At 69.0% G+C, this 25,394-nt stretch carries 25 protein-coding genes and 1 tRNA gene; 14 read left to right on the top strand and 12 right to left on the bottom strand.

The features are described from left to right. The first annotated feature begins 51 nt into the window (after positions 1-51). Positions 52-513 (top strand): ribosomal maturation YjgA family protein, encoded by a 462-nt coding sequence (locus AC0HS0_RS14385; protein WP_472964729.1) that lies wholly within the window; start codon positions 52-54, stop codon positions 511-513. Here the strand turns inward: AC0HS0_RS14385 and AC0HS0_RS14380 are convergent. The 4 genes from AC0HS0_RS14380 to AC0HS0_RS14365 all read right to left on the bottom strand — a co-directional run bounded on the left by AC0HS0_RS14380 (position 416) and on the right by AC0HS0_RS14365 (position 4,446). Beyond that, on the bottom strand, positions 416-1,402 hold the full coding sequence (locus AC0HS0_RS14380) for an NAD(P)H-quinone oxidoreductase (protein ID WP_472964728.1): 987 nt from the start codon (positions 1,400-1,402) through the stop codon (positions 416-418). The two genes, AC0HS0_RS14385 and AC0HS0_RS14380, sit on opposite strands and share 98 nt — an antisense overlap. Then, complete coding sequence (locus AC0HS0_RS14375; RefSeq protein WP_472964727.1) at positions 1,402-2,646, bottom strand: ABC transporter permease; 1,245 nt, start codon at positions 2,644-2,646, stop codon at positions 1,402-1,404. Before AC0HS0_RS14375 ends, AC0HS0_RS14380 begins: the two co-directional genes overlap by 1 nt. Positions 2,647-2,648: 2 nt before the next feature. Further along, a complete protein-coding gene (locus AC0HS0_RS14370) occupies positions 2,649-3,524 on the bottom strand; it encodes an ABC transporter ATP-binding protein (RefSeq protein ID WP_472965001.1) in 876 nt (291 codons plus the stop codon). Positions 3,525-3,642: 118 nt separating this feature from the next. Then, complete coding sequence (locus AC0HS0_RS14365; protein WP_472964726.1) at positions 3,643-4,446, bottom strand: inositol monophosphatase family protein; 804 nt, start codon at positions 4,444-4,446, stop codon at positions 3,643-3,645. A gap of 122 nt (positions 4,447-4,568) precedes the next feature. Between AC0HS0_RS14365 and AC0HS0_RS14360 the strand changes: the two genes are divergently transcribed. Beyond that, positions 4,569-4,641: transfer RNA gene (locus AC0HS0_RS14360), tRNA-Lys, on the top strand. Between the two features lie 88 nt (positions 4,642-4,729). Beyond that, positions 4,730-5,551: a hypothetical protein gene (locus AC0HS0_RS14355; protein ID WP_472964725.1), complete on the top strand. Its 822-nt coding sequence runs from the start codon at positions 4,730-4,732 to the stop codon at positions 5,549-5,551. Positions 5,552-5,794: 243 nt separating this feature from the next. Here AC0HS0_RS14355 and AC0HS0_RS14350 read toward each other — a convergent pair whose 3' ends face one another. Beyond that, positions 5,795-6,469 carry a DUF6226 family protein gene (locus AC0HS0_RS14350; protein ID WP_472964724.1) on the bottom strand — a complete coding sequence of 225 codons (675 nt, stop codon included), beginning with the start codon at positions 6,467-6,469 and terminating at the stop codon, positions 5,795-5,797. A gap of 148 nt (positions 6,470-6,617) precedes the next feature. On the opposite strand from AC0HS0_RS14350, the gene AC0HS0_RS14345 reads away from it, so the two are divergent. Beyond that, positions 6,618-8,288, top strand: coding sequence for an FG-GAP repeat domain-containing protein (locus AC0HS0_RS14345; protein ID WP_472964723.1), 1,671 nt, complete (start codon positions 6,618-6,620; stop codon positions 8,286-8,288). Positions 8,289-8,388: 100 nt separating this feature from the next. Here AC0HS0_RS14345 and AC0HS0_RS14340 read toward each other — a convergent pair whose 3' ends face one another. From AC0HS0_RS14340 to AC0HS0_RS14330, 3 genes are all read right to left on the bottom strand, one after another. Beyond that, the gene (locus AC0HS0_RS14340; RefSeq protein WP_472964722.1) at positions 8,389-8,838 is read right to left on the bottom strand and encodes a hypothetical protein; all 450 of its coding nucleotides are present in this window, start codon (positions 8,836-8,838) and stop codon (positions 8,389-8,391) included. 95 nt (positions 8,839-8,933) lie between these two features. Further along, on the bottom strand, positions 8,934-9,695 hold the full coding sequence (locus AC0HS0_RS14335) for an SDR family oxidoreductase (RefSeq protein WP_472964721.1): 762 nt from the start codon (positions 9,693-9,695) through the stop codon (positions 8,934-8,936). Positions 9,696-9,745: 50 nt separating this feature from the next. Beyond that, entirely contained in the window at positions 9,746-10,396 is a 651-nt protein-coding gene (locus tag AC0HS0_RS14330; protein WP_472964720.1) for a hypothetical protein, read from the bottom strand. Positions 10,397-10,540: 144 nt separating this feature from the next. Between AC0HS0_RS14330 and AC0HS0_RS14325 the strand changes: the two genes are divergently transcribed. The 3 genes from AC0HS0_RS14325 (at position 10,541) to AC0HS0_RS14315 (ending at position 13,709) form a co-directional block, all read left to right on the top strand. Further along, entirely contained in the window at positions 10,541-10,987 is a 447-nt protein-coding gene (locus AC0HS0_RS14325; protein ID WP_472964719.1) for a DUF2510 domain-containing protein, read from the top strand. Between the two features lie 7 nt (positions 10,988-10,994). Further along, positions 10,995-11,999, top strand: coding sequence for a TolB-like translocation protein (locus AC0HS0_RS14320; RefSeq protein WP_472964718.1), 1,005 nt, complete (start codon positions 10,995-10,997; stop codon positions 11,997-11,999). A 153-nt stretch (positions 12,000-12,152) separates the two neighbouring features. Further along, positions 12,153-13,709, top strand: coding sequence for an FG-GAP repeat domain-containing protein (locus AC0HS0_RS14315; protein ID WP_472964717.1), 1,557 nt, complete (start codon positions 12,153-12,155; stop codon positions 13,707-13,709). A gap of 10 nt (positions 13,710-13,719) precedes the next feature. Here the strand turns inward: AC0HS0_RS14315 and AC0HS0_RS14310 are convergent, their stop codons facing one another. Further along, positions 13,720-14,829, bottom strand: coding sequence for an AI-2E family transporter (locus AC0HS0_RS14310; protein ID WP_472964716.1), 1,110 nt, complete (start codon positions 14,827-14,829; stop codon positions 13,720-13,722). Between the two features lie 229 nt (positions 14,830-15,058). On the opposite strand from AC0HS0_RS14310, the gene AC0HS0_RS14305 reads away from it, so the two are divergent. From AC0HS0_RS14305 to AC0HS0_RS14275, 7 genes are all read left to right on the top strand, one after another. Further along, positions 15,059-16,270 carry an ROK family transcriptional regulator gene (locus tag AC0HS0_RS14305; protein ID WP_472964715.1) on the top strand — a complete coding sequence of 404 codons (1,212 nt, stop codon included), beginning with the start codon at positions 15,059-15,061 and terminating at the stop codon, positions 16,268-16,270. Further along, positions 16,267-17,481, top strand: coding sequence for a Gfo/Idh/MocA family protein (locus AC0HS0_RS14300; protein ID WP_472964714.1), 1,215 nt, complete (start codon positions 16,267-16,269; stop codon positions 17,479-17,481). Before AC0HS0_RS14305 ends, AC0HS0_RS14300 begins: the two co-directional genes overlap by 4 nt. Positions 17,482-17,570: 89 nt before the next feature. After that, a complete protein-coding gene (locus AC0HS0_RS14295; RefSeq protein WP_472964713.1) occupies positions 17,571-18,836 on the top strand; it encodes an ABC transporter substrate-binding protein in 1,266 nt (421 codons plus the stop codon). A gap of 2 nt (positions 18,837-18,838) precedes the next feature. Then, positions 18,839-19,804, top strand: a complete 966-nt coding sequence (locus AC0HS0_RS14290; RefSeq protein ID WP_472964712.1) for a carbohydrate ABC transporter permease — start codon at positions 18,839-18,841, stop codon at positions 19,802-19,804. Next, positions 19,797-20,681 carry a carbohydrate ABC transporter permease gene (locus AC0HS0_RS14285; protein ID WP_472964711.1) on the top strand — a complete coding sequence of 295 codons (885 nt, stop codon included), beginning with the start codon at positions 19,797-19,799 and terminating at the stop codon, positions 20,679-20,681. The genes AC0HS0_RS14290 and AC0HS0_RS14285 overlap by 8 nt, the downstream gene beginning before the upstream one ends. Before the next feature lie 34 nt (positions 20,682-20,715). Further along, a complete protein-coding gene (locus AC0HS0_RS14280; RefSeq protein ID WP_472964710.1) occupies positions 20,716-21,747 on the top strand; it encodes a Gfo/Idh/MocA family protein in 1,032 nt (343 codons plus the stop codon). Further along, positions 21,744-22,796: a Gfo/Idh/MocA family protein gene (locus AC0HS0_RS14275; RefSeq protein ID WP_472964709.1), complete on the top strand. Its 1,053-nt coding sequence runs from the start codon at positions 21,744-21,746 to the stop codon at positions 22,794-22,796. Before AC0HS0_RS14280 ends, AC0HS0_RS14275 begins: the two co-directional genes overlap by 4 nt. Positions 22,797-22,866: 70 nt before the next feature. Here the strand turns inward: AC0HS0_RS14275 and AC0HS0_RS14270 are convergent, their stop codons facing one another. From AC0HS0_RS14270 to AC0HS0_RS14260, 3 genes are read right to left on the bottom strand one after another with little or no spacing between them, the layout of a single operon-like run. Next, the gene (locus AC0HS0_RS14270) at positions 22,867-23,709 is read right to left on the bottom strand and encodes an NAD(P)-dependent oxidoreductase (RefSeq protein ID WP_472964708.1); all 843 of its coding nucleotides are present in this window, start codon (positions 23,707-23,709) and stop codon (positions 22,867-22,869) included. A gap of 59 nt (positions 23,710-23,768) precedes the next feature. Then, positions 23,769-25,013, bottom strand: a complete 1,245-nt coding sequence (locus AC0HS0_RS14265) for an RNA polymerase sigma factor (protein ID WP_472964707.1) — start codon at positions 25,011-25,013, stop codon at positions 23,769-23,771. Next, the gene (locus AC0HS0_RS14260; RefSeq protein WP_472964706.1) at positions 25,010-25,348 is read right to left on the bottom strand and encodes a YciI family protein; all 339 of its coding nucleotides are present in this window, start codon (positions 25,346-25,348) and stop codon (positions 25,010-25,012) included. The genes AC0HS0_RS14265 and AC0HS0_RS14260 overlap by 4 nt, the downstream gene beginning before the upstream one ends. Positions 25,349-25,394: the final 46 nt, after the last annotated feature.

Raw genomic sequence — 25,394 nt, 5'->3', positions numbered from 1 at the left:
TCCGACACCCGGAGGACGCGTCGGCCCACGGGGGCTCGCTAGCGTCGGAGGATGACCTCCCTCGCCCGTCGTCGTGTCCTGTTGGTCCTCATCGCCGTCGCGGTCGTCATGGCGGGCCTTACCGTGCACGAGCTGACCGACGACTGGGCCGGCGCGTTCGCGGGGGACGCGCTCTACGCGGTGCTGATGGTCGTGCTCATCGCCTTCGTGGCGCCGCGCGCGCCGAGCGCTGCGGTGGGCGGTATCGCTCTGGCGGTCTGCGCCGGGGTGGAGCTGCTGCAGCTCACCGGTGTGCCCGCACGCCTGTCGGCGACCGTCCCGGGCGTCGAGCTCGTGCTCGGGTCGACCTTCCAGGCGACCGACCTCGTCGCCTACGCCATCGGTGCGGCGATCGCGACCGCGGTGGACCTCGTCGTCAGGAGACGCGGAGCAGGATCTTCCCGAGGTGTGCGGACGACTCCATCCGTCGATGCGCCTGGGCCGCATCCGCGAGCGGGAACACCGAGTCGATGACCGGGCGCACCTCGCCGGCCTCCAGCAGCGGCCACACGTGCTCGCGCACGGCCGCGATGATCGCGACGCGTTCGGCGAGAGGGCGAGCCCGCAGGGTCGTCCCCTGGAGGCGGGCGCGCTTGCTCATGAGGAGGCCCATGTCGACCGCGGCAGGGGTGCGGTCGCGCACGGCGATGGACATGATCCGTCCGCCGGTCGCGAGCGCCTCGAGGTCGCGGGCGATGTAATCACCGCCGACGATGTCGAGCACGACGTCGGCGCCGCGGCCGTCGGTGAACGCCGCGACCGCGGCGACGAAGTCGTCGGTACGGTAGTCGACAGCCGCCTCGGCGCCGACGGACCGGCAGAACGCCGCCTTCTCGGGGCTTCCGGCTGTCGCGATCACGTGCGACCCGAGGGTGCGGGCCAGCTGGATCGCCATCGAGCCGATGCCGCTGGACCCGCCGTGGACGAGAAGGGTCTCGCCCGGGGCCAGGGCGCCCAGGTCGAACACGTTCGACCAGACCGTCGCGGTCACCTCGGGGAGGCCGGCGGCCTCCACCGGATCGACGCCCGCCGGAACCGGCAGCACCAGCCCGGCATCGACAGTCACGAGCTCGGCGTAGCCGCCGCCGGGCAGGAGCGCGCACACGAGGTCGCCCTGGTTCCAGCGACCGGGCTCGACGTCGTCGCCGATGACGTCGATGACGCCCGACACCTCCAGCCCCGGCCACTCGGGGGCGCCGGGCGGCGGCGGGTAGTAGCCGCGGCGCTGGCTCAGGTCGGCGCCGTTCAGCCCTGCCGCGATCACCCGGATGCGCACCTCGCCCGGTGCGGGCCGGGGATCGGGGACCTCGGCGACCGTCAAGACGTCGGCATCTCCCGGCTGAGCCACGATCACGGCCCGCATCAGCGGACCGCCGTGCGCCCCGGCCCGGACCGGCGCCCGAGCACATCCCGGATCTTGACCTTGCTGGAGTACTCGATCGAGCCGTACCGGAACAGCCGCACAGCCAGCCGCAGCACCACGAACGCGAGCACGAACAGCTCGACGATGATGATGATCGCCTGCCAGAGCGGCAGCGAGCCGAAGGCGTTCAGGATGAGCGCGGTGATCGGCGCGGTGTACGGGAAGTACGCCAGGATCTGCACGATCGGCGCGTTCGGCGTGCTGACGGCGTAACTCGACGCGTAGAGCGGGATCACCACGGCGAAGACCACGACGGAGAAGAACGGCGCGGCGTCCTTCGCGGTCGGCATCACGGCGCCCACGGCCACCAGCGTGCCGGTGAACAGGGCGAAGCCGCCGATCGTGATGAGCGCGCCGATGATCATCTTCTGCGGGTCGAACACGAGACTGCTGAGGTCGAAGTTGGGGATGGCGAGCTGATCGCGGAAGAACAGGTAACCGATCACCACCGGCAGCGCGAACACCGCGATCTGGATCAGCCCGACGGCGAACAGCGACACCACCTTGCCGACCAGGAGGTTGGTCGGGTTGATCGTCGTCAGGATCATCTCCGTGACGCGGTTCTCCTTCTCCTCCAGCGTCGAGTTCAGCATCTGGTTGCCGAGGAAGACGATGACGACGAAGAAGGCGGCCAAGAAGATGAGGGCGGGCAGGATCGCCTCGAATCCGGGCGCGACAGCGCCGTTCTTGAACGTGGTCGTCGCGGTGTTCGTCTCGCCGCGGAGGATCGCGACGTCGACCGGGCTGTCGAGCTTCTGCTCGACGCTCGACGAGAGCAGCGACTCCGCGACGGCGGAGTACTTGCTGTTCTGGAAGACGCCGGCGTCGGCTCCGTAGACCTTGATCGTCTGCTTGGCGGGGTCGGCGGGAAAGTCGAAGAAGGCGGGAGTGCCTCCGATCTGCACCTCCTCGACGCCCTCGGAGCTGCTGGCGATCTCCTTGCCGCCGTAGCTGTGCGCGATCGTCGGGTCGACGAGGCCGGACGCGTCGACGTAGAGGAAGTCGAAGCGGGCGTTCTTCTGCTGGTCGGCGGTGTTGGCGCTGGAGACATTGGCCGAGATGATCAGCGTGCCCAGCCCGAAGACCAGGATCGGCAGGATGAGCGTCACCGCCCAGAAGCTGCGCTTCTTGATGGTGCGCGTGAACTCGAACCCGATGACGGTGGTGAGATTGTGGCGGGCCATGGTCAATCCTCCTCGCGGCTCTCGGCGCCGTAGACCTCGACGAAGATGTCGTCGAGCGATTTGCGGGTGGGGGCGAAGCGGGTGATGTGGAGGCCGGCCTCCACGAGCGAGCGCAGGATCGCTGCGGTGTCGGCGTCGTTCGCGACCTCCAGCTCGGCGTGGCCGCCTTCGTCTCGCGCGATGCGGTAGTCGGGGGAGAGCGGCACGGCTCCATCGTGGTCGACATGGACGACGGTTCCGCCGAACTGCTCCTGCACCTCCGACACTGTGCCGTAGGCGCGTGAGACGCCGTCTTTCAGGAGGATGACGCGGTCGCAGAGCCGCTCGACCTCCTCCATCTGGTGGGTCACCATCATGACGGTCGAGCCCGCGCGCTTCTGGTCGTCGATGATGTCCATCAACAGCCGGCGGTTGACCGGGTCGAAGCCCTTCGTCGGCTCGTCGAGGATCAGCAGCTCGGGCTGATTCATGATCGTGACTCCGAGCTGCACCTTCTGCTGCTGGCCGCCGGAGAGCTTGTCGAGCCGCACCTTCTCTTTGTCGCCGATGCCCACCCGCTCCAGGTACTCGCGAGACCAGCGCCGGGCCTGCTCGGCGCCCAGGCCTTTGAGCCGGCCGAAGTAGACCATGACGTCGATGACGGACTCCTTCTTGTAGAGGCCGCGCTCTTCGGGCAGGTAGCCGAGGCGTTCGCCGGTCTCCGGGCTGAAATCCTTGCCGTCGATGTGGAGGACGCCGGCGGTCGGCTGGTAGATGCCGAGCAGAGCCCGGATCGTGGTCGTCTTGCCCGAGCCGTTGCTGCCGAGGAACCCGAAGGTCTCCCCGCGCGCGATGTCGAACGAGAGATCGCGGATCACGGTCGTGCGGCCGAAGTCCATCCGGAAACCGGCGATGTGGACGAGGGGCTCGTCGGTCGGTGTGCTCACACGGTCGAGCCTAGGGGGCGAGCGGGTGTCCCGTCCGGGTTCTGGACGGCGTATTCCTGATTACGCGCCGCTACGCGAGCGCCGCCAGCAGGGCCGTGTGCAGCAGCCCGTTGGAGGCGAGGGACGACCCGTTGCCCGGCCCCGGCTGTCCGGTCACCGACGTGAACGCGCCTCCGGCCTCCTCGACGATCGGGATGAGCGCCGCGAGGTCGTAGGTCTTCACATCGAACTCGCCCACGGCATCGAGGAGTCCCTCCGCGAGCAGCATGTACGACCACATGTCGCCGTATGCACGGTCGCGCCACACCCGCCGGGTCAGCGCGATCAGGCGGTCAAGGTACCCGGCCTGATCCCATTGGGCGATGCTCTGGAAGCTGATCGAGGCGTGCTCGAGGTCTGCGACGGCGGAGACGCGGATGGGTCGCGGCTGGGCGCCGGGGGCGTCGGTCGTCCAGGCGCCATCGCCTGTCTCGGCCCACCAGCGCTTGCCGAGCGCGGGCGAACTGACGACGCCGATCACAGGCTTCCCGTCGATCGCGAGCGCGATGAGCGTGCCCCACACGGGAACGCCGCGCAGGTAGTTCGAGGTGCCGTCGATCGGGTCGATGATCCACTGCCGGCTCGCGTCGCCCTCCGTGCCGTACTCTTCGCCCAGGATGCCGTCGGCGGGTCGCTCGGCGGCGAGCGCCTCCCGGATGGCCCGCTCGACGGCGAGGTCGGCTTCGGTGACGAACGTGCGGTCGGGCTTCGTGTCGATGTGGAGGCCGCGCTCGCGGAAGTGCGCGGACGAGATGCCGTCTGCAAGGTCGGCGAGCCGGAGCGCGAGGGCCAAGTCGGAGGAAAGGGGCCGGTCGATGTCGCGTGCGTCGGTCACGCCAGGATCTTAGCGGCCCAGCACCCGGACACGCCCGGGCATGCGCTTCGGCCTCTCTCGATTGGCGGACGGCCCGACCCTGATGCTAATGTTGAGCCTCGGTTCGGGAAACCGAATCGAATGCGCCTCTAGCTCAATCGGCAGAGCAATTGACTCTTAATCAATGGGTTCAGGGTTCAAGTCCCTGGGGGCGCACCCAACACCGCAGGTGGCGAAAGGCCCCCGATCCCGTGGAAACACTGGGACCGGGGGCTTTTTCGTGGGGGCTGTGCAGTCGAGGCCCGTGCGCGATCTGCATCGCGCGACGGACGCGCGTGTCGCGTCCGAGCGGTTGAATGGCGACATGACCCATCCTGTGCGATCAACGCGTCAAACGTCACGCGGGTGGCCGTGGTGGGCGCTTTTCGTTCAGACCACGATCGCTGGAAGCGTCGTCCTCGTCCTCGTCATCGTCGACATGGTCCTGATCTTCTTCCGTCTCGCTCAATCGACCCCTGCGACCCCGACATCTCCCTCAGAAGCGGACGACGGAGCGCTGGGTGTCTTCGTCATTCCGATCCTCGTCGGGATCGTAGCGGCGGTGCCCACGGTCGCCGTCGTGAGCGCCGCGGTCGTGATCGGACTGCCGGTTCGCCTGATCGAGCCGGCGAGGGTCTGGATCGTGAGACACCGGTGGCTGCCATCGACCTGCGCATTGCTCGGGCTCGCGATCTTCGTGGGCGCCGAAGTCCTCCGATCGAGTGCGACATGGTCGACGCTGGCGCCGTTCGAGCCGTCTTCGCTGATGGTCGGCATTTCGCTGCTTGTCGTCGCGTTAGGGCTGACGACCTTCTGGGCGCCGAGGAAGCTCCGGCCGATGACCCCTGGGAGCCCGTGGCCAGGCGGAACTCGAGTGCGGGTGATCAAGGACGCCGACTGGGATAGTCCATGGGAGCAGGAGTTCTCCGGAACGATCGACGGCACGTTCGCGCCGTCTGTAGTCGACCAGGCTCTCGCGGGCGAGTTGGAATACTCCGTATGGTTCGACAGTCCGCAGCTGGACGCGAAGGGTGCTGGGCCCTACCGCAGGGCCGTCATCTCGGGGAGGTATCTTCGCCGAGAGTGATCCGCACAAGAGTCATCGTGGGCTGACGGCGAGTTGAAGCGCTTCCTGGCGGATTCAGGTCAGGAATAGGGCTGTGCTCTGCGGGCTCGACGAGTCCGGCTCGGAGGGCGCGATAGTGCTTGTGACGTTCTCCCACGAGTCAGCCCCGGAGGATGATTTCGAGATTCCTGACCACATCATCCTGAAGCTGGCGCTAGGGGACGTCCGCCGGGCTGCCGATGAGTGGGAATCCGACCTCGGGGTCTATCCGGTGCGGTGAGGGTTGCGGAGCGGGTCGGATTCTCGACGTAGCGGCCAGACGTTCCAAGCGCCCGTCGGCGGGAGGATACGTTTCGCGGCCTCGAGTGCATCATCGGACAGATCGTCGCGGAGGGTGCTTCCCGACGACGAGCCGTTCGCCCACGCGAGCGAGCTGCCGACCCACCGCGGCGAGGGCACGCCGATCTGCTCGGAGAACGAGCCGGCCACGACAGCGTTGACGGTCCATTCGAGGTCGTCGATGATCCTCTCGAGGTCCTCGTCGCACGCATCGCAGCCGCACCGCGGGAAGGCCTGATCGACCAGAGCGCCCGCGTGGACGACGATGCCCGGAAAGTCCGTGAAGACGAACGTCAGCGGCGCGGCCGCGCGGTCGGCCGGAGTGACACGGACCGCTCGAATCGGGGTGATCCCGCCGAAAGCGACGTCCGCCGCGGAGGACAGGTCGTCGGCCGACGAAGCGTCGTACCGTTCGAGCAGCCAGGAGATCAGCGCCTCCGCGACCGTGTGGATCGGCGCGTACCGCTCGGTGTGGCTCGTGCGCGAATACGCCTCGTCAGGCACCTCGCCGTCAACCCACCGCCGGCCGTAGTCGATCGTGTTCCCCTGCTCGTCCAAGAAAGTGGAGCGAGGGAGCGCGGGTCGGACGTACGCGGCCATACGCTCACCGTACCGGGTGAGGTGGGCCGTTCGGGCTCGACCCGAACGGGGGGTCCCTCATCCTGTGCCGAGACGTGGATGGTGTGGACCGCCGTGCCCTACTCTGATCTTCGCACCGGCATACCAGACGTCCGGACGAGGGGGAGCGATGCGCGCACGGCAGACGATCACGGGTCTGGTGGTGCTGGCGGCCGCGATGATGACGGTCGGCCTCGTGACAGCCCCAGCCCAGGCGGACGGCGCCCCCTCGGCGTCTCCCGCCGCAGGGCCTGCACTGTCGCCGGTCGACCTCCCGCCGTTGCCGCCGGTCACGTCGTTCGACAATTCCACTCTCACGATCGACTGCGCGAGCCTGCAGGGCGGCTACTACCGGTCGGCACAGATCACGACGACGGCGAATGGGAGGGGGCTGAGCCCGAACACCGCCTACCGGCTCGGGACGAGCGCTTCACTGGTCGGGGCGACCGCGCCGCTCAGCCCGGTGGACTTCGTCACCGACGCGAACGCCCGGGCGACCATCTCCGCCTCGCTGACGGGCGTGTTCGTGTCCGGGCAGGGCTACATGCTCAGCGCCTGGCTGGGTAGCGAGATCAGAGCGTCCGACGGTGTTGCCGCGAGCACCTGCCCGAGCGGTGTCACCCCGTCCGGCACGTCGTTCGCGGCGCTCGACTGCCCTCAGCGCTACCTGACCCCGCAGGGGGAGGGCAGCTCGGTCGTGAAGCTCGGGGTCGACCTCCGCGGTTTCGTTCCGAGCCAGGATTACACCGTCGTGCTCCAGAACCAGACCGAGGGGCTCCTGGGGACGGGGACCGCCACGGCGAGCGCCGACGGCGCCCTGCGATTCCAGACGACCGTTCAGCCGATCGCTCTCACGACGAGCGGAACCTACGCCTGGACCGTGCGGACGAGCAGCCAGGCCGCCCCCGTCGCGACCGGCACCGCACCGACGACGAACCCGTGCACGCCGATCGTCAAGGCGCCGAAGCGCGCCGCACTGACCCACGACTCCGACGTGACCGGGGACGGCTACGCAGACCTGCTCGCGACGGACCTGAACGGCCGACTGCTGCTCTATGCCAACGGCATCCACTCGAACCCGGGAGGTGTGCCGTTCAGCACCGGCCGCGTGATCGGCACCGGTTGGGGATACGGGTGGGGCATGCGGCTCATCGCCACCGGAGACCTGTCCGGCGACGGGGTCGCCGAGGTGGTCGCGCTACGCTCCGACGGCTCGCTGGTGGCGTACTACAACAACATCGGTAGCTCGGCGGCCAAGCTGCCCTATTCGTCCGCGACGCTGATCGGATCGGGATGGCAGTCGTTCACGTCGTTCTCGCTCGGCGACGTCGACGGCGACGGTTACGCCGACATCGTGGCCGACCGGTCGGATGGCACGCGCTGGTTCTACAAGAATCGCTTCGCCTCCGACCCCCTCCACCGTCCGTTCAGCTCGGGGGTCGCCATCCCGAGGGACGGCCTGTCGACCACCCCCGGATTCAACATCGCGCTCGCCGACTTCAACGGCGACGGCTACGCCGACCTGACTCCGGCCGGCCAGGGACTCGACCTGAATCGCATCCCTGCGGGCAACCCCAGTCCGTACCCGTCGTCGATCATGATGAGGTCGCCGAATCTGGTGACCGACCAGCTCGCCTCCTGGTCGGTGGGCGACTACGAGGGACGAGGGTCGTCCGGCATCGTCGTCGCGGACGTTCGCAGCGACGGCCGGCTGCTGTACATGAAGGACCCGCTGACCAACAGTTCGCAGACCACGGTCATCGGATCCGGGTGGTCCTGGGGGATGACGCTGATCCCCTGAGCTCCGCGAGGAGTTCTCGCCGCGCCACGCGCGAGATCTCCGCCCTCAGCGCTCGATGGAGGAGATTCCCGCGCGCGTTTCCTTTCTGAGGCGAGAGTTCTCAGCCCTGACCCTGATCCCAGAGACGCCAGCCGGCCTTCGTCTGCACGAAGCAGAACGACCACCCTCTGCTTCCCGCGTCCATCGAGCCGTCGCTGCTTGCCGTCGTCGTGATCTCGTACGCCATGCACTCGCCATCATCGCCGGTGCGGGCGACGAGCCGGTAGGAGGTCAGGTGCGGATCATCGCACCAGGCCGTGGTGTGGGAGGTCGTGAGCACCCGGGTCATCCCGCAGTCCTCCTGCTTCGCGGCCGTGAGGTAGGCATCGGCGACGGTCGACATCGGCGCGGTCGCGTCGGGCACGCGGCCTCGGGGAGACGGCGCGGCCGGGTTCAGCAGGACGTACGCCAGGGCGAGAACGGCGGCGAAACCGACGGCGATCGAGAGAGCGACCGCGAACGGCTTCGCCCGCCGCCACGGCGAGCGGACGGGCTCGGGCGAGGATTCCACGACGTGACACTAGCGTGCGGAGGCACCGCACAGGTGAACGGCCTTAGGCCTCCGTGGTTCGCCGGCGCTCCAGCGCTCGGGGAGCTGAGCTCGCCCTACCAGGGCAGCACGCCGTAGCCGCCCTCCCGGTCGGACCGCCACAGGTGCCCCCAAAGCACACCGGAGGGGCCGTCGGCCGGCAGGGTCGCGAGGTAGACGCTCGGTTCGGCGCCCTCCTCGACCGAGCGGATGCCGCGGTGGTCGTTGAAGTCGGTGTCGGTGAAGCCGGGATTCGCGGCGTTCACCTTGATAGCGGTGTCCCTCAGCTCTTTGGCGTACATCGCGGTGAGCATGTTCACCGCCGATTTCGACGACGGGTACTGCGCGGAGGCGGGCATCGCGAAGAGCGGGCTCGCCGGGTCGGTCTGCGAGCCGATCGACCCGACTTCGCTCGAGACGTTCACGATCCGTGCAGCCTCCGCCCGGCGCAGCAGCGGCAGCATCGCGTTGGTGACGGCCACCAGGCCGAACACGTTCGTCTCGTACACCGCGCGCATGTCGTCGAGGGAGGTCTCGCTGGCGGTGGCCCGGCGGCGGGAGACCGATGCGGTGCCGGCGTTGTTGACGAGAACGTCCAACCGGCCGAACTCCCGGTCGATCGCGTCGGCGGCGCGGGAGATCGACGCCGCGTCGGTCACGTCGAGCGGGAGGAAGCGCGCGTCCGCGCCGCCGTCGCGCAGGGCGGCCGCGGCCTCCCGACCGCGTTGCTCGTCCCTCGCACCGATGAGCACGGTCATGCCGAGGTCGGCGAGGCGGCGGGCGGTCTCGTAGCCGATTCCCTTGTTGGCCCCGGTGATCAGGGCGATCTTCTGCGTCACGGCTCCGACTGTACGCGTGGTGTCGGGTCGCCGTGGGGTCTCTCCCGCCGCTAGGAAATTACGCCGATCCACCACGCGGCCAGGCCAGCCATCACGAAAGCGATGGCGCACACCGTGCACAGGAACACGAATCCGTAGAAGTACTCCAACGCGATCCGGAGGGCACTTCTCGTCGCCCTCCGCCCCACAAGATGATCGACACGTCCGGGGCCGCTGTCGCTGAAAGGCTCGAGGAGCACGAGCGGCCGGAGGCGTCGGTCGACGACGAAGGCTCCACAGGTGGTGCCACCGCGCCCGAAGAGTCGGAGCGGAACGACGAGAGCACCCGCCGCGAGAACTCTGCGAGGTCCGAGCACGGTGATGGCGAGCAGTGCGTCGCCGTCGCGCCACGCACCCGTCGGCGAAGCGGCGAGTCCGCACAACCACGGGCCGCAGATGCCGCAGAGGAGCACGAGGACGACCGCAATGTTCGGCACCGGGTTCTTCGGAAAGCCGTTCGCGTCGAAACCCTGCAGCTGCCAGGTCGGGCGACACAGGATGCTGAGGACGACGACCACGGCAGTCAGGAGGATCAGCCCGCGAGCACCCCACAGCCCGAGGTGGAACAGATCCGAGAGAGCCGGGCGTTCACGTGCGGGGTCCGGTAGGTCCGGCTTTGCCGCGCGGTCAGGCTCGATCGTCACCATGTCAGGGACGATCATTGCAGAGCATTGCGGTTGTCGGACCGCCGACACTGATGCGTGTCGCCGTCGTCGGCGTCCCGGCCCGCTGGCCAGCGCCTCCCGGACCGGGCATACTTCGTTCAAGGTTGCGACGGGCGTGCGCAGCGGGAGTCGGGGTCGTCCATGTCAGGCAGTTCGTCCGGCGGTGCGGCGCCGGGGTGGTATCCCGAGCCGGGGACAGGTCGGCTGCGGTGGTGGGACGGTCTCGCCTGGGGCGACTACCGCGAGGTTCCGCCTCCGGTTCCGCCGGTCGCGCCCGTGACGTTCGGCACGCCTGTCGGCTACGTGGCCCCGAGCTACGTCGCCGTGACCGCCGTGCCGCAGGGCAACGGCATGGCCGTAGCTGCGCTCGTGCTGGGGATCTGGGCGTTCTGCGTCACCTGGATCCCGCTCTTCATCGGTCTGATCCTGGGAGGCGTCCCAGCCGTGCTGGCCGTCGCGTTCGGCATCGCCGGGATCGCCCGCTCCGGAGCGCGCGGAGGGCAGGGTCTCCCGCTGGCGATCGTCGGGCTGGTACTCGGCGGCCTCGCGTTCTTCTCGATCTTCATCGGCGCCGGCACCATCTGGTGAGCTGAGGATGTCTGTTGCCGGGCGCGCTCTCGTCGCGATGATCCTCGCCGGCACGGTGCTGGCGGCGAGTGGATGCGCGGCGGACCGGCCGCTCGAAGATCTGCACCCGACCTCGGCGTCGACGGCTGACGCCCGTGCGTGGGCGCTTCCGGCCGGCGCGCGGCTGGTATTCCGCGATACTCGGCCGGGACCGACCTTCGGAGAAGTCGCCTCGGTGGCACTCGCCGCCCCGGGCGACGCCCGTGCGATGACGGGCTTCGCGTGCAACCGCGTCTATGCCACGCGCACGACGCTGTCGTGCATGAGTCGGACCGGCCTCGCACCCGTGGGCTATCGGGAGACCCTGTACGACTCGGCGGGGCAGCAGATCCGGTATTGGCCGCTGCCCGGGCCTCCCAGTCGCACGCGGCTCTCGCCCGACTCGACGCTCGCCGCGTGGACCGCGTTCGTCGACGGCGAGTCGTACGCGGGCGTGAAGTTCTCGACGGTCACCGACATCTCGGACGTGCACGGCGTCGACTACGGCGCGCTTGCAACGTTCACGTTCCTCCTCGACGGAGCCCCCTATTCGGCGACCGACCTCAACTTCTGGGGCGTGACGTTCGCCGCAGACGACAACCGCTTCTACGCGACCGCCGCGTCCGCCGGGCGCACCTGGCTGGTGCGAGGCAACCTCCGCGGACGCACGCTGGTGGCCCTCCACGAAGGCGCAGAGTGCCCGTCGCTCTCACCGGACGGCACACGGGTCGCGTACAAGAAGAACCTCGGGACGGTCGACGACCCGCGCTGGACGCTCGCGGTGTTCGACCTGCCGGCCCAGACCGAACGGATCCTCCCGCTGGCCGGCGTCGTGGACGACCAGGCCGAGTGGTTGGACGACGCCACCCTCCTCTTCGGCCGACCGGCCGCGGGCAAGGCGGACGACGCGGACATCTACTCGGCGCCGGCCGACGGGTCCGCACCGGAGTCGGTGTTCCTGCGGCACGCGTGGTCGCCGTCGGTCGTGCGCTGAGCAGCGTCGGCACCACCCGAAAGGGGGCGTCCTCCGGTGTGAGATGCGCGTGGATCGACGAACGCACGTGCCCTACTCTGAATCTCGCGCCGGCATACCAGACGTCCGGTCGACGAGGGGGATGCCGTGCGCACGCGCTTGCGAGGGTTGATCGTGGCAGTCACGACGGCGGCCGTAGCTGTGATGACAGTGCTGGGAGCAGGGCCCGCGTCCGCGGTCACCCATCCGGCACTCACTTCCTTCGCACCCGTGGTGGACTGCTCCTCGCTCCACCAGGGGTACTACACGACGATGCACGTGAGCGCGCAGCTCATCAACCTCACGCCCGGGGCCGCGTACGACCTTCGATTCCGTACGGTCTCCCGGAACGCCGAAATCCTCGACGACGTCCCCTTCGTCGCCGACGACCAGGGCGCATCCTCTGTCGATCAGACCCTGACCGACAGATTCATCGCGTCCGCCTCGTACACCGCCACACTGATGCAGGGCACCTCGCCCTACGGCTCACGCGCTTTCACATCCAACGCGTGCGCGAGCGGAGTGAATGCGGTGGGGACGCCGACCTCGAGGTACGTGTGCGCGACGAGGTACCTCGTCCCCGGCGGGGTGAGCGCGACATCCGTGCGCGTGACGGGCCTGCTGACGGGGTTCATCCCGGGCGAGCAGTACTTCGTGTCGATGCCGGGCGCCGGCGCGTACACCGACGGGACAGCGGATGCGAATGGAGCTCTCACCGTCGACACGACCGTGGACAAGAGCTCTCTCGAGCCGCTGACATCCTCCGCATATTCGATCCGCACCACGAGCCAGGGGATCGAGATCGGCAGCGGCCAGGTCGCCTTCGTGGACGACTGCCCCGCTATGCCGAAGGCGGGCAAGCGACCCGCTCTGACGCACGACGGAGACCTCACCGGTGACGGATACGCCGATCTCCTGGCCGTCGACGCCACCGGACAGCTCGTGATGTACACCAACGGTGTGAAGACCAACCCCGGTCACGTGCCGTTCAGCACGGGCCGCGTCATCGGAACGGGATGGCTGAACAACGGGCCCATCCAGTGGACTTCCGAAGGCGACCTGACCGGCGATGGCTACGCCGATGTCGTGGCGGTGACCTCGACCGGCGCGCTCTGGGCGTATTACAACAACATCGGCAGCAACCCCGGCAAGATGCCGTTCACCTCCCCGACCGTCATCGGCAGCGGCTGGCTGCCGTACCTCCGGCTCGCAGTCGGCGATGTCAACGGCGACGGCTACGCAGACATCGTCGCGGGAACCCAGGACGGCGCGAACTACCTGTACCTCAACCACTTCGCCACGGACCCGCTGCACCGGCCGTTCAGCTCGGGAGCGCGGCTCACCGGAGAGGACTTCCCGAACTGGGGTGCTGTCGCCGCGGGCGACTTCACAGGCGACGGCTATGCCGACCTGACCACGGAGGGGATGTCGGTCAATGCCAACCGGCTCCCCGCGGGCGCGACGACCCCGTTCGTCAAATCGGTCAGCCTCCCGAAGAGCGGCGATGTCGCCACGACCGGGTACCGGCTGGACTGGTCCATCGGCGACTACGAAGGGCGAGGATCGGTCGGAGTGGTGTACTCCGACACCTGGGGCACGGGCAAGCTCATCTACGACAAGGATCCGTTGGGGAGCGGGCAGCTGACCGTGATCGGCTCGGGCTGGCAGGTGATGCAGTACCTCATCCAGTGAGGAGCTGCTCCTACGACCGATCCTTCCGCGGCATCACGACCTCCTTGATGATGAGGATGATGCCGGCGGAGATCGGGATGGCGACCAGGGCGCCGGGGAGGCCGAACAGGGTCGAACCGGCGAGCGCCGAGATGAGCACGACCGAGCCGGGAACCTGGACCGCCTTGCCCATCACCTTCGGCGTGAGGATGTAAGCCTCCACCTGCATGTAGATCAGCATGAACACCAGCACGACGACTCCGCTGACGGGGGAGTGGATCAGCGCGAGCACCGTCATCACGGCGGTCGTCAGCACCGTGCCGATCAGCGGGATGAGCGTGATGAAGAAAGCCGCGAGCGCGATCAGGAATGCGCCGGGCACCCCGGTGACGATCAGGAGGATGAGGCTGTAGGTCGCGTTGAAGAACGCGAGGATCACCATGCCGCTGAGGTACTTGCCGAAGTTCTGGAGGATGCGCTCGGAGTAGCCCTCGAAGCGGTCGCGGTGCGAGCGGCGCACCAGGTGGTACAGCGACTGCTTGGTGGAGTCGTAGGAGGCGATGAAGTAGATCGTCAGGATGGCGATGAAGAACCCGGTGGTGAAGGCGTTCAGCACCGAGAGCCCGAAGCCGAGCAGGCCGTTGCCGACATTGGCCCACGTCTGCGGGTTCTTGACCTGATCGGAGATCCAGGTGAGGGCCTGGCCGAGCACGCCGTTGCTGGCGTCGTTCGTGGAGTCGAACCAGCCTTCGTCCCGCAGCTTCTCGACCTCCGCCGGGATGGCCGTCGCGATGTTGGAGATCTGCGTGACGATGAGCGGAACGACCACCCAGACGATCGCGACGAGGACGCCGACGATAAGCAGGATCACGGTGACGATGGCCCAGGCCCGCTTCATCCCGTGCCGCTGGAACCAGCGGATCAGCGGGTCGAGGCCGACGGTCGCGAACGCGGCGAGGAAGACCGAGAAGATGATCGACCGGAGCCCGTACAGCATGTAACCGGTGGCGATCGCGCCCAGCGCGCCGAGCGTGACCACGAAACCGAACAGCAAGGGGCTCCGTTTGAGCAGCGGCGGGGCGCTGGAGGCCTCCGCCGGCCGGGTGGCTGCGCGACGCTCCGGCGACTGGATGAAACGCATGGAGGCCTCCTGCCCGCTCGTCGAGCGTCAGGGCGAGCGTATTGGGCCGCGCGCGCGACCGACAAGAGCGACGCGCGCGCACCGCTCGACCGATCGCAGGGATGCGGGAATACGCAAATTGATTTGTTTGTAACAAAGATCTTCTTGACCTGGTATCCCGCGCCGTGCTCTACTAGCCGGAGCAATTACAAAAGCTGTTTTCTTTGTAAACGGACGGAGAGGTCCTGCGATGCTTCCGGTGGAGAACGGCGCGCACGATGCGCGCCAGGCGAACCTGAGCGGCGCCCGCGTCGCGGTCGCCCTCCGCGACGGCGGCCGCGCGACCATCGCCCAGCTCGCCGAGCGCACCGGCCTCTCGCGCCCGACGGTGGAGGCTGCCCTCCCGTCGCTGCGCGAGCGCGGCCTGGTCGACATGATCGAGGAGCACACGGCGGGCGGACGCGGAGCCGGACGTCCCGCCCGGATCTTCGAGTTCGTCGCCGACGCCGGCCTCCTGGTGGGCGTGGACGTCGGTATCCACCGGATGCGCGTCGTCGTCGCCGACCTGACCGGGCGCATCGTGGCGTGGTACCAGCGCGACCTCGACCGGCGCTTCGTCGGCGCCGACCGGCTCGAGAACGTCAAAGACGCCGTGAACACCTGCTTCGCGCGGGCCGGCATCGACATCGGACGCCTCGGCGCACTCTCCGGCATGGCGGTCGCCGTGTCGGGCATGGTCGGTCGCGACGGCCGGCTGACCGTGTCGCACAACTTCCCCGACTGGGAGGGCGTGGACATCGCGGGCCGACTGCAGGAGGAGTTCGGGTGCCCGGTGTCCATCGAGAACGACATGCGCCTGGCCGCACTGGCCGAGCACCGCATGGGCGCCGCCCGGCTCGTCGACGACGTCGCCTACTTCTTCGCCGGTCACCGCATCTCGATGGGTCTCATCATCGGAGGCAAGCTGCGGCGCGGACGCCACGGCGCGGCCGGCGAGATCGGCGGCAGCGTCTTCTCCATGCACGTCGACGACGCCGGTCAGCTGCGCTGGGAGACCGGTGAGACGGCGGAGGACGTGTTCCGCGCCGCAGCTTCCGGAGACGCGGCCGCCCGCGCCGAGATCGAGGAGTTCGTGGGTGGCGTGGCCACGGGAATCGCGACGGTGACCATGGCCGTCGATCCGGACGTGGTCGTGGTCGGCGGTGGTCTGTCCCGCGCCGGCGAGGAGCTGCTTCGGCCGCTCCGCACGGCGGTCATGGCCGAGATCGGAGTGCCCGTGCGGCCGTCGATCATCCAGTCGGAGCTCGGGGCCGAGTCCGTCGTGCTCGGTGCGCTCGCGCTGGCCTCCGGACAGGCGATGGAGCGGCTGTACCGGGCTTCGGACCTCCCGGAGCCCGACATCGACGTCGCCGGGGCGCGCGCCCGGGCGGCACAGGAGATCGTGGAGGAAGTGACCGGATGAGCGAACCGACAGTGCAGCAGGCGTCAGACCAGGCCACGGAGGCCGCAGAGCCTGCGCGCAGGCTGTTGCGACTCGCCGTGATCGGCGCAGGTGCGCGCTCGGAGATCGCCTCCCACGCCGTGGAGACGGGCGACGGCGTGATCGTCGCGGTCGCCGACCCGAGCGCCTCCGCTCGCGAGCGCGCCGCAGCGGAGTTCGGTACGACGCAGCTGTTCCGCGGCCACCGGGAGCTCATCGAGCGCGCCGCCGACATCGACGCCGCCTTCGTCACCTCGCCCGACCACACCCACGCGGAGGTCGCGATCGACCTCCTGCACGCGGGCATCGCGGTCTACCTCGAGAAGCCGCTCGCCATCGAGGTCGCGGACGCCGACGCCATCCTCGCCGCGGCGGCCGAGTCGGGCACACCGCTGTACGTCGGCCACAACATGCGTCATATGGGCGTCGTGCAGACCATGCGCGACATCATCCAGCGCGGCGAGATCGGCGAGGTCAAGGCGATCTGGTGCCGGCACTTCGTCGGAAACGGCGGCGACTACTACTTCAAGGACTGGCACGCCGAGCGCGCCAAGTCGAACGGGCTGCTCCTGCAGAAGGGCGCCCATGACATCGACATCATCCACTGGCTCGCCGGAGGCTACTCGGAGCTCGTCACCGGCATGGGCGGCCTCTCGCTGTACGGCGCGATCGAGGACCGGAGGGACAATTCCGACCGCTCGATGCCCGACTGGTTCTCGCTCGACGCGTGGCCTCCGCTCAGCCAGCGCGAGCTGAACCCCGTGATCGACGTCGAGGACATCTCGATGGTGACCATGCGCCTCGACAACGGTGTCTTCGCGTCGTACCAGCAGTGCCACTACACCCCGGACTACTGGCGCAACTACACCGTGATCGGCACGGAGGGGCGCTTGGAGAACTTCGGCGACTCCGACGGCGCGATCGTGCGCGTCTGGAACCGCCGGACCACGTACGACCCCGCAGGAGACGCCGAGTACACCGTGCTCGGCGACGAGGGCGGGCACGGAGACGCGGATCGGCTCACCGTGGCCGAGTTCGTGCGCTTCGTGCGGGAAGGCTCTGCGACGACGACGTCCGCAGTCGCCGCCCGCAACGCGGTGGCCACCGCAGTAGCGGCCACCGAATCGCTCCGCGACGGATCGCGGCCCCGCGCCGTGCCCGCCGTGGACGCGGAGGTCGCCGCGCGCTTGTAGCGGCGACGCACGAAAACGAAGATCCGGGCCGGCGAGTGGAGTCGCCGACCCGGTAAGGCACCGACACACACCCCATCGAAGGAGAACCAATGCGAAAAGCCCTGCTCGCGGCCGCGGCCGCAGTCGCCTCCGCGGTCGTACTCGCCGGCTGCTCGTCCAGCACTGGCAGCGGTTCCGATGCCCCTGCCGATCATAATCTGTCCGCCAGCATCTCCTACGCGTTCTGGGACGTGAACCAGAAGCCGGCGATGGACGCTCTGATCAAGGACTTCAACAAGGAGTATCCGAACATCAAGGTGACGACGCAGATCACCCCGTACGCGAACTACTTCACCAAGCTGCAGACCCAGGGATCGTCCAAGACGCTGCCCGACGTCTTCTGGATGAACGGGCCGAACTTCCAGCTCTACGCGTCCAACGGGCTGCTCGAGCCGATCGGATCCGGAGTCAAGGCGGCGAACTACCCCAAGGCGCTGGACGACCTCTACAGCTGGGACGGCAAGCAGTACGGCGTGCCCAAGGACTTCGACACGATCGGCGTCTTCTACAACAAGGCGATCTTCGACAAGGCCGGCGTCGCCTATCCGACCGCGGACTGGACGTGGGACGAGTTCCACCAGAAGGCCAAGGAGATCTCGGACAAGCTGAAGGGCGAGGGCGTCTACGGCGTCGCCAGCGGCCTGTCGGGCGGCCAGGAGATGTACTACAACACGATCCTGCAGGCCGGAGGCTCGATCATCTCGAGCGACGGCAAGAAGTCGGGTTACGACGACCCCGCGTCGATCAAGGGCCTCCAGTTCGTGCGCGATCTAGTCGCCGACGGCTCGTCGCCGACGCTGTCGCAGCTGTCGGACACCCCGCAGGACCAGTGGTTCATCAACTCCAAGTCGGCCATGATCTGGTCGGGCACCTGGCTCAACTCCGAGCTGCTGGCCTCGCCGATCAAGAGCACGATCGCCTTGGCTCCGCTGCCCAAGGGTGAGCGCCAGGCGACCGTCATCCACGGTCTCGCCAACGTGGTCGCCAAAGACTCCAAGAACAAGTCGGCCGCCGTCGCCTTCCAGAACTACCTGGGCGGCAAGGAGGCCGCCGAGACGCAGGCCAAGATGGGTGCGGCCAACCCGGCCTTCAACGGCACGCAGCAGGCGTTCGTCGACACCGCGCCGTGGGATCTGAACATCTTCGAGAAGGCCGCGTCCGACTACGCGTTCCCGTATCCGATCTCCAAGAACACGGCGGCGTGGAACAAGGCCGAGAACGACCTCCTGCCCGACGCCTTCAGCGGCAAGAAGCCGGTCGAGGAGGTCGCCAAGGAGCTCGCGAAGCAGATGAACGCCGACCTCGCCAAAGAGTGACCATGTCCACTCAGACGATCACGAAGGGAGCGGGCGCCGCGCAGACGGCGCCCGCCTCCCGGGGCGAGCGCGCTCCGCAGCCCCGCAAGAACGGGCGACTCCGCAAAGACGGCTGGTGGGCGCTGCTGTTCGTCGGCCCGCTGCTGTTCGGCGTGCTGGTGTTCTACATCTGGCCGATCTTCCGCAACGCCTACTTCAGCTTCACCACCTGGGGCGCCTTCGGCGGCGCCACCTGGTCGGGGATCTCGAACTATCAGCAGATGCTGGCCGACCCCGACTTCTGGAGGTCGATCCTCAACACGCTGATCTACGTCGGGATCCTGCTGCTCGGCATCCCGATCGCGGTGCTGTTCGCCGCGCTGATCAACCGGCCGGGGCTCAAATTCGCCGCCGCGTACCGCACCGCGTTCTTCCTGCCGTACGTCGCGATGCCCGCCGCGATCTCGATGGTCTGGCGGATCATCTTCAACGGCGACTTCGGCGTGATCAACTACACGCTGTCCCTCGTCGGGATCAAGGGCCCGAACTGGCTGAGCACCGAGTGGTTCGCACTCTTCGCGGTCGGAGTCGTCGGCGTGTGGATCTCGCTCGGCTTCAACCTCATCGTGCTCTCGGCAGGCATGCGCAGCATCCCGCCGGAGATGTACGAGGCGTCGTCGATCGACGGCGCGTCGCGCACCAGGCAGTTCTTCTCGATCACCGTGCCGCTGCTCAGCCCGTCGATCTTCTTCGTCTCGGTGATCACCGTGATCACCGGGTTCCAGCTGTTCGACCTGCTCTACGCGCTGATGGGCACGCAGAACCCCGCGATCAACCAGACGCAGTCGCTGGTGTATTTGTTCTTCGCGCACCAGCAGACCGGTGACAACGGCTACGCCGCGGCCGTCGGCGTCGCCATCCTGATCCTGGTCGGCGCGTTCACGATGCTCCAGTTCCGCATGCAGAAGAGGTGGGTCAACTATGTCTAGCTCGGTCGCCTCCCGGCCGGTCGCCCCGAGCCCGACCGGCTCTCGCGCGGTCGCAGGCCGTGCACGCAGCCGCAACGGTCTGACTCACGTCGTGCTGATCGTCGCCTCGCTCCTGATGATCTTCCCGTTCGTCTGGCAGATCCTGATGTCGCTGGCGACGAACGCGCAGGTGACGTCGGTGCCTCCGACGGTCTGGCCCGGCACCCTCCACTTCGAGAACTTCGCGCACGTCTTCGACCAGCTGCCCTTCCTCAACCAGCTCTGGGTGTCGGTGGCCGTGACGGTGATCCGCACGGTCGGGCAGCTGCTGCTGTGCTCGATGGCCGGCTACGCCTTCGCGCGGATGGAATTCCCCTTCCGGCGGACGATCTTCTCGCTGGTGCTCGCCATCCTGATGGTGCCGCCTCAGGTGTACCTGCTGCCGCAGTACCAGATCGTGCAGGGGCTCGGCTGGCTGAACACCATCGCAGGCATCGCCGCGCCCGGCATCTTCAGCGCCTTCGGCACGTTCATGATGCGGCAGTTCTTCCTGGGGCTGCCGGACGAGCTGGCAGAGGCTGCCCGCCTCGACGGGGCGAACCACTTGCAGGTGTTCTGGAAGGTCATGCTCCCGCTCGCCAAGCCCGGTCTCTCGGCGCTCGCGATTATCACGGTCCTGGCCTCCTGGAACGACCTGCTCTGGCCGCTCATCGTCGCCACCGACTCCACCCAGATGCCACTTGCGCCGGGTATCGCCACGCTCACGAGTCAGCGGTCCATCCCGGACTTCCCGTTGCTGCTCGCTGCGAGCCTGCTCGCCATGGCGCCGGTGCTCATCCTGTTCCTCCTCATGCAGCGGCGCGTCATCGACGGCATCGCGTTCTCCGGTCTCAAGTGACCGGGCCGTACACGACCTCAGAAAGGCACTCCCCGTGACCTCCCTTCGAGTCGGCCTGATCGGGGCCGGCGGAATCTCCCGCGTCCACGCGGACGGCTGGCGCACCCTCGGTGCGGCGGTCACGGTGTACTCGCACGAGGGCGCCGACGTGCTCGCGGCCGAGTACGGCTTCGCCGTCGCTTCGTCCCTGGACGCGTTGCTCGCCGCCGCGGACATCGTCGACATCGTCACCCCGACCACGAGCCATGCTCCGCTCGCGCTGACGGCGATCCGCGCGGGCAAGCACGTGGTCTGCGAGAAGCCGCTCGCGGGCACAGTCGACGAGACGCGGGAGGTCATCGACGCAGCCCGCGAGGCGGGTGTCCGGCTGTTCCCCGCGCACGTCGTGCGGTACTTTCCCGACTACGCCGCGTTGCGCGGCCAGGTGCAGGCCGGCCGGATCGGCGAGCCCGCCGTGCTGCGCTTCGTGCGCGGGGGAGAGGCTCCCCGCACCGGGACCTGGTTCCACGATGTGAACAGCGGCGGCGGGATCGTGCGCGACCAGATGATCCACGACCTCGATCAGGCGCTCTGGATGGCGGGCGACGTCGTCCGCGTGTATGCGACGCAGAGCGCCCCTGCCGGCGACGCCGACGCTCCGGACGTCGTGACCGCGCACGTCGTGCTCACGCACGCGAACGGTGCGCTGAGCCATGCGCAGGGCACCTGGGGTGCGCGCGGGCTGCCGTTCCGCACGTCTGCGGACATCGCAGGATCCGCGGGCACCCTCGCCCTCGACTCGGCGCCGACCGCGAGCCGGGTCGACATCCCTTCGGCCCGCGCCGGCGACGGTTACCTGCCGCCGCAGACGCTGACCGAGAGCCCGTACACCGCGCAGCTGCGCGACTACGTCGCCGCGATCGCCGAAGAACGGGCGGCGCGCGTGACGCCCGAAGACGGCCTCCGCGCCGTCGTCGTCGCCGAGGCCGCGATGGAGTCGCTGCGCACCGGCAACCCCGTAGCTGTCGATCTGTCGTCGGTCTCCGACCTGGCGTCCGCCGCCGTTCCGGCCGGGGTCGGCGCATGACCGGCATCACTTCCGAGGAGTCGTCGTTGAACACGTCCGTCGCCCGGCCCCTCAAGGTGGCCGTGCTGTCCTTCGCCCACACACACGCGATCGGCTACTGCCGCGCGCTCGCCGGCCGCGCCGACATCGACCTCGTGGTCGCCGACCCGGAGGGCGCTTCCGCTCCTGATGACGCGCCGCGCGGCGCCGCCCTCGCCGAGTCGCTCGGCGTGCGGTACCTCGAGACGTACGAGGAGGCGCTCGCGTGGGGTCCGGACGCCGTGATCGTCACGGCCGAGAACGCGCGGCATCGCGGGCTGGTGGAGGCCGCGGCCGCCGCCGGTGCGCACATCCTGTGCGAGAAGCCGCTCGCGACGACGGTCGAGGACGCCGAGGCGATGCTCGCCGCCGTCGAGCGCGCAGGCGTCACCCTGATGACCGCGTACCCGGTGCGGTTCGCCCCGGCGTTCGCCGACCTCCTGCACCGCGTGCGCGCCGGCCAGCTCGGCACGCTGCTGGCGGTCAAGGGGACCAACAACGGCAAGCTGCCCGCCGAGCGCGCCTGGTTCACCGACCCCGCCCTCTCGGGAGGCGGTGCTCTGGTCGACCACGTCGTGCACTGCGCCGACCTGCTCGACGAGCTCCTCGGCGAGCAGCCCGACTCCGTGCACGCGGTCGCGAACCGGATTCTGTATCCGGAGTCCGCGGTGGAGACCGGCGGCCTCGTGACGGCCGTATATCCGAGCGGCGTGGTCGCGACGATCGACTGCTCGTGGAGCGTGCCGCAGAGCGCGCCCACCTGGGGCGGTCTGACCCTACAGGTGACCGGAACGCGCGGTTCGGTGACGATCGCGCCGTTCGCGCCGCACCTCGGCGGCCAGACGGCGGACGGACCGGTGTGGGTGCCGCTCGGCGCCGATCTGGACGGCGCGATGCTCGACGAGTTCGTCGACGCGGTACGCGGTGGTCGCCCGGCGACGCCGGACGGGCAGGTCGGCCTCCGCACGCTGCGCGTCGTCGACGCCGCGCGTCGCTCGGCCGCGACCGGCGAGGTGGTGGCGCCGGGCTGAGCCGGGATTTGCGGCAAATGGTGCGTTAGAGGCGCTCAGCGAGCTCATTTGCGGCAAATCTGGACGCAACTCAGCGGTCGCGGGCGATGACCGAGAAGTCCTTGTCGCCGTGGCCGGCGTCGATGGCGCGCTGCAGCTCGGCAGCGACCAGCGCGACGGCCGGGAGGGGGACGTCGGCGGTCGCGAGCATCAGCCGCGTGTCTTTGGCGAGCGCGTCGGCCGTGAACTGGGCGTCGTCGTAGTCGCCGGCCGTGACGAGCGCTCCCTTCTGCGCTGCCAGGGGCGCGATGGCGGTCAGCGACAGCGTGGAGAGCACATCGTCGTCGCTGAGCCCCGCGGCGCGGCCGAGCCGCAGCGCCTCCGAGAACGTCTCCATCGACACCGCGAGCGCGAGATTCGCGACGAGCTTCGCCGCGGTGGCAGCGGCGGGCGAGTCGAAGGTGCGCAGCTTCTCCTGGTCGGCCCACAGCGTCACGATGCGTTTCGCGTCGCGCGCCGCGTCGTGCTCGCCGCCGACCAGGACGGCGAGTGCACCGGCGCGGGCGGGAGCGAGCGATCCGACGACCGGGGAGGCCACGTAGCGGATGCCGGCGTCGGCGGCGGCTTCGGCGAACTCGGTCGCGTCGGCCGGTGAGACGGTAGTGACGTCGATCCACAGCGTGCCCGGCCGCCACTGGAGCCCGGCCTCGGTGATCGTCTCGCGCACGGCCTCCGGCCCGAACAGCACGCTCACGACGACGTCGACCTCGGCGACCGCCTCGGCCGCCGACCCGGCGACCTTGGCGCCGCGCCTCCCGATCGTCTCGGCGGCCTCAGGCGACCGGTTCCACACGGTCACCCGGTGACCGGCGTCGATCAGGTGCGGAACGAGCTCGCGGCCCATGCGGCCGAGCCCGAGGAATGCGATGTCCATGGGCCCCACTCTCCACCGGTGAGGAGGTCAGCGGAAGGGCACACGCGAGGGGAGGGCTCTCACCCCTCCGGCAGCAACCCCCGCCGCCGCGCCAGGAACTCCCGTTCGCTCTCATTGCGGCACAGTCGCAGCGCCGCGTCGTACTCCTCGGCAGCCTCCACGTCGCGCCCCGCTCGCACGAGCAGCCCGGCCCGGACCCCGTGCAGCAGGTAGAACTCTGCGAGCGGCTCACGCAACGGTTCGAGCGCGCTCAGCCCCGCGGACGCGCCCGAGGCCTCCGCCACCGCGACCGCCCGGTTCAGCGCGACAACGGGTGACGGCTGCACCCGCAGGAGTTGGTCGTAGAGCGTCACGATCTGTCGCCAGTCGGTGCCCACGGCCAGTGCAGCGTCGTCGTGCACGGCCTGGATCGCCGCCTGCAACTGGTACGGCCCCGGCCGCCCGAGCAGGAGGCAGCCGCGGACAATGGCGTGCCCCTCGGAGATGAGCGCGGCGTCCCACGCCGACCGGTCCTGGTCGGGGAGCGCGATCATCGCGCCCGACGCGTCCAGCCGTGCTGGGCGGCGCGCGTCGATCAGAAGCAGGAGCGCGAGCAGTCCCGCCGCTTCCGGCTCGTCCGGCAGCAGTCCGACCACGAGCCGCGCGAGCCGGATCGCCTCCGCGCACAGCTCCTCCCGCACCAGCCGCTCGCCGGCGCTCGCCGTGTAGCCCTCGTTGAAGATCAGATAGATCACCGCGAGTACGGAGGCCAGCCTCCCTGGGAGATCCTCGGAGGACGGCACCCGGTACGGGATGCGCGCCTGCCGGATCTTCGCCTTGGCGCGCGAAATGCGCTGGGCCAGCGTCGGCTCGGGCACCAGAAAAGCCCGGGCGATCTCCGCCGTGCTCAGACCGCCGAGCAGCCGGAGCGTCAGGGCGACACGCGCTTCCGGGCCGAGGGCCGGGTGGCAGCAGGTGAAGATGAGCCGCAAGCGCTCATCCGCGACGGGTCCGGGTTCGGCGGACTCCAGGGAGGCCGCCAAGGCCAGCAATTCGGTCGCCTCCGCCTCCTTCGAACGCCCGACGGCCTCCCGCCGCAGCCGGTCGATCGCGCGCCGGCGGGCGGTCGTGATGATCCAGCCCGCGGGCGCCGCGGGCACCCCGTCGACCGGCCAGCGCGTCACGGCGACCGTGAACGCGTCCTGCACCGCATCCTCTGCACGGTCCAGGTCGCCGAGATACCGGTAGAGCACCGAGACGGCGCGGCCGAACTCCGAACGGAACACGGCCGCCACCCCCTCGGCACCATCGGTGGGCCGGGTCATGCGAACGGGCGCACCTCGATCGGCAGCGTCGTCGCGACGGCCAGGCGCCTGCCCCACGCGAGGGCGGCGTCCAGATCCGGTACGTCGACGATGGTGAAGCCGCCGAGGTGCTCCTTGCCTTCGGCGAACGGGCCGTCGGTGACGAGTACCTCGTCGCCGTCCGGCCGCAGCACGGTCGCCGACGCGGGCGGCAGCAGGCCGTTCGAGAACACCCAGGCACCGGCGGCGCGCATCTCGTCGTTGAGCCGGTCGAGGTCTTCGCCGATCGCGGCGAGGGCTTCCGGCTCCGGGATGGGCCCGTCGGGCTGGTAGACGCTGAGCAGGTACTGGGACATGGTGGGATTCCTTCCTCTCACCGTCTACACGAACGGGAGGGCGTCA

The organism is Leifsonia sp. PARNA 1/14 (assembly GCF_055720965.1).
Note: the sequence above shows the minus strand (reverse complement) of the source record. Positions and strands in the feature narration are given on the sequence as shown.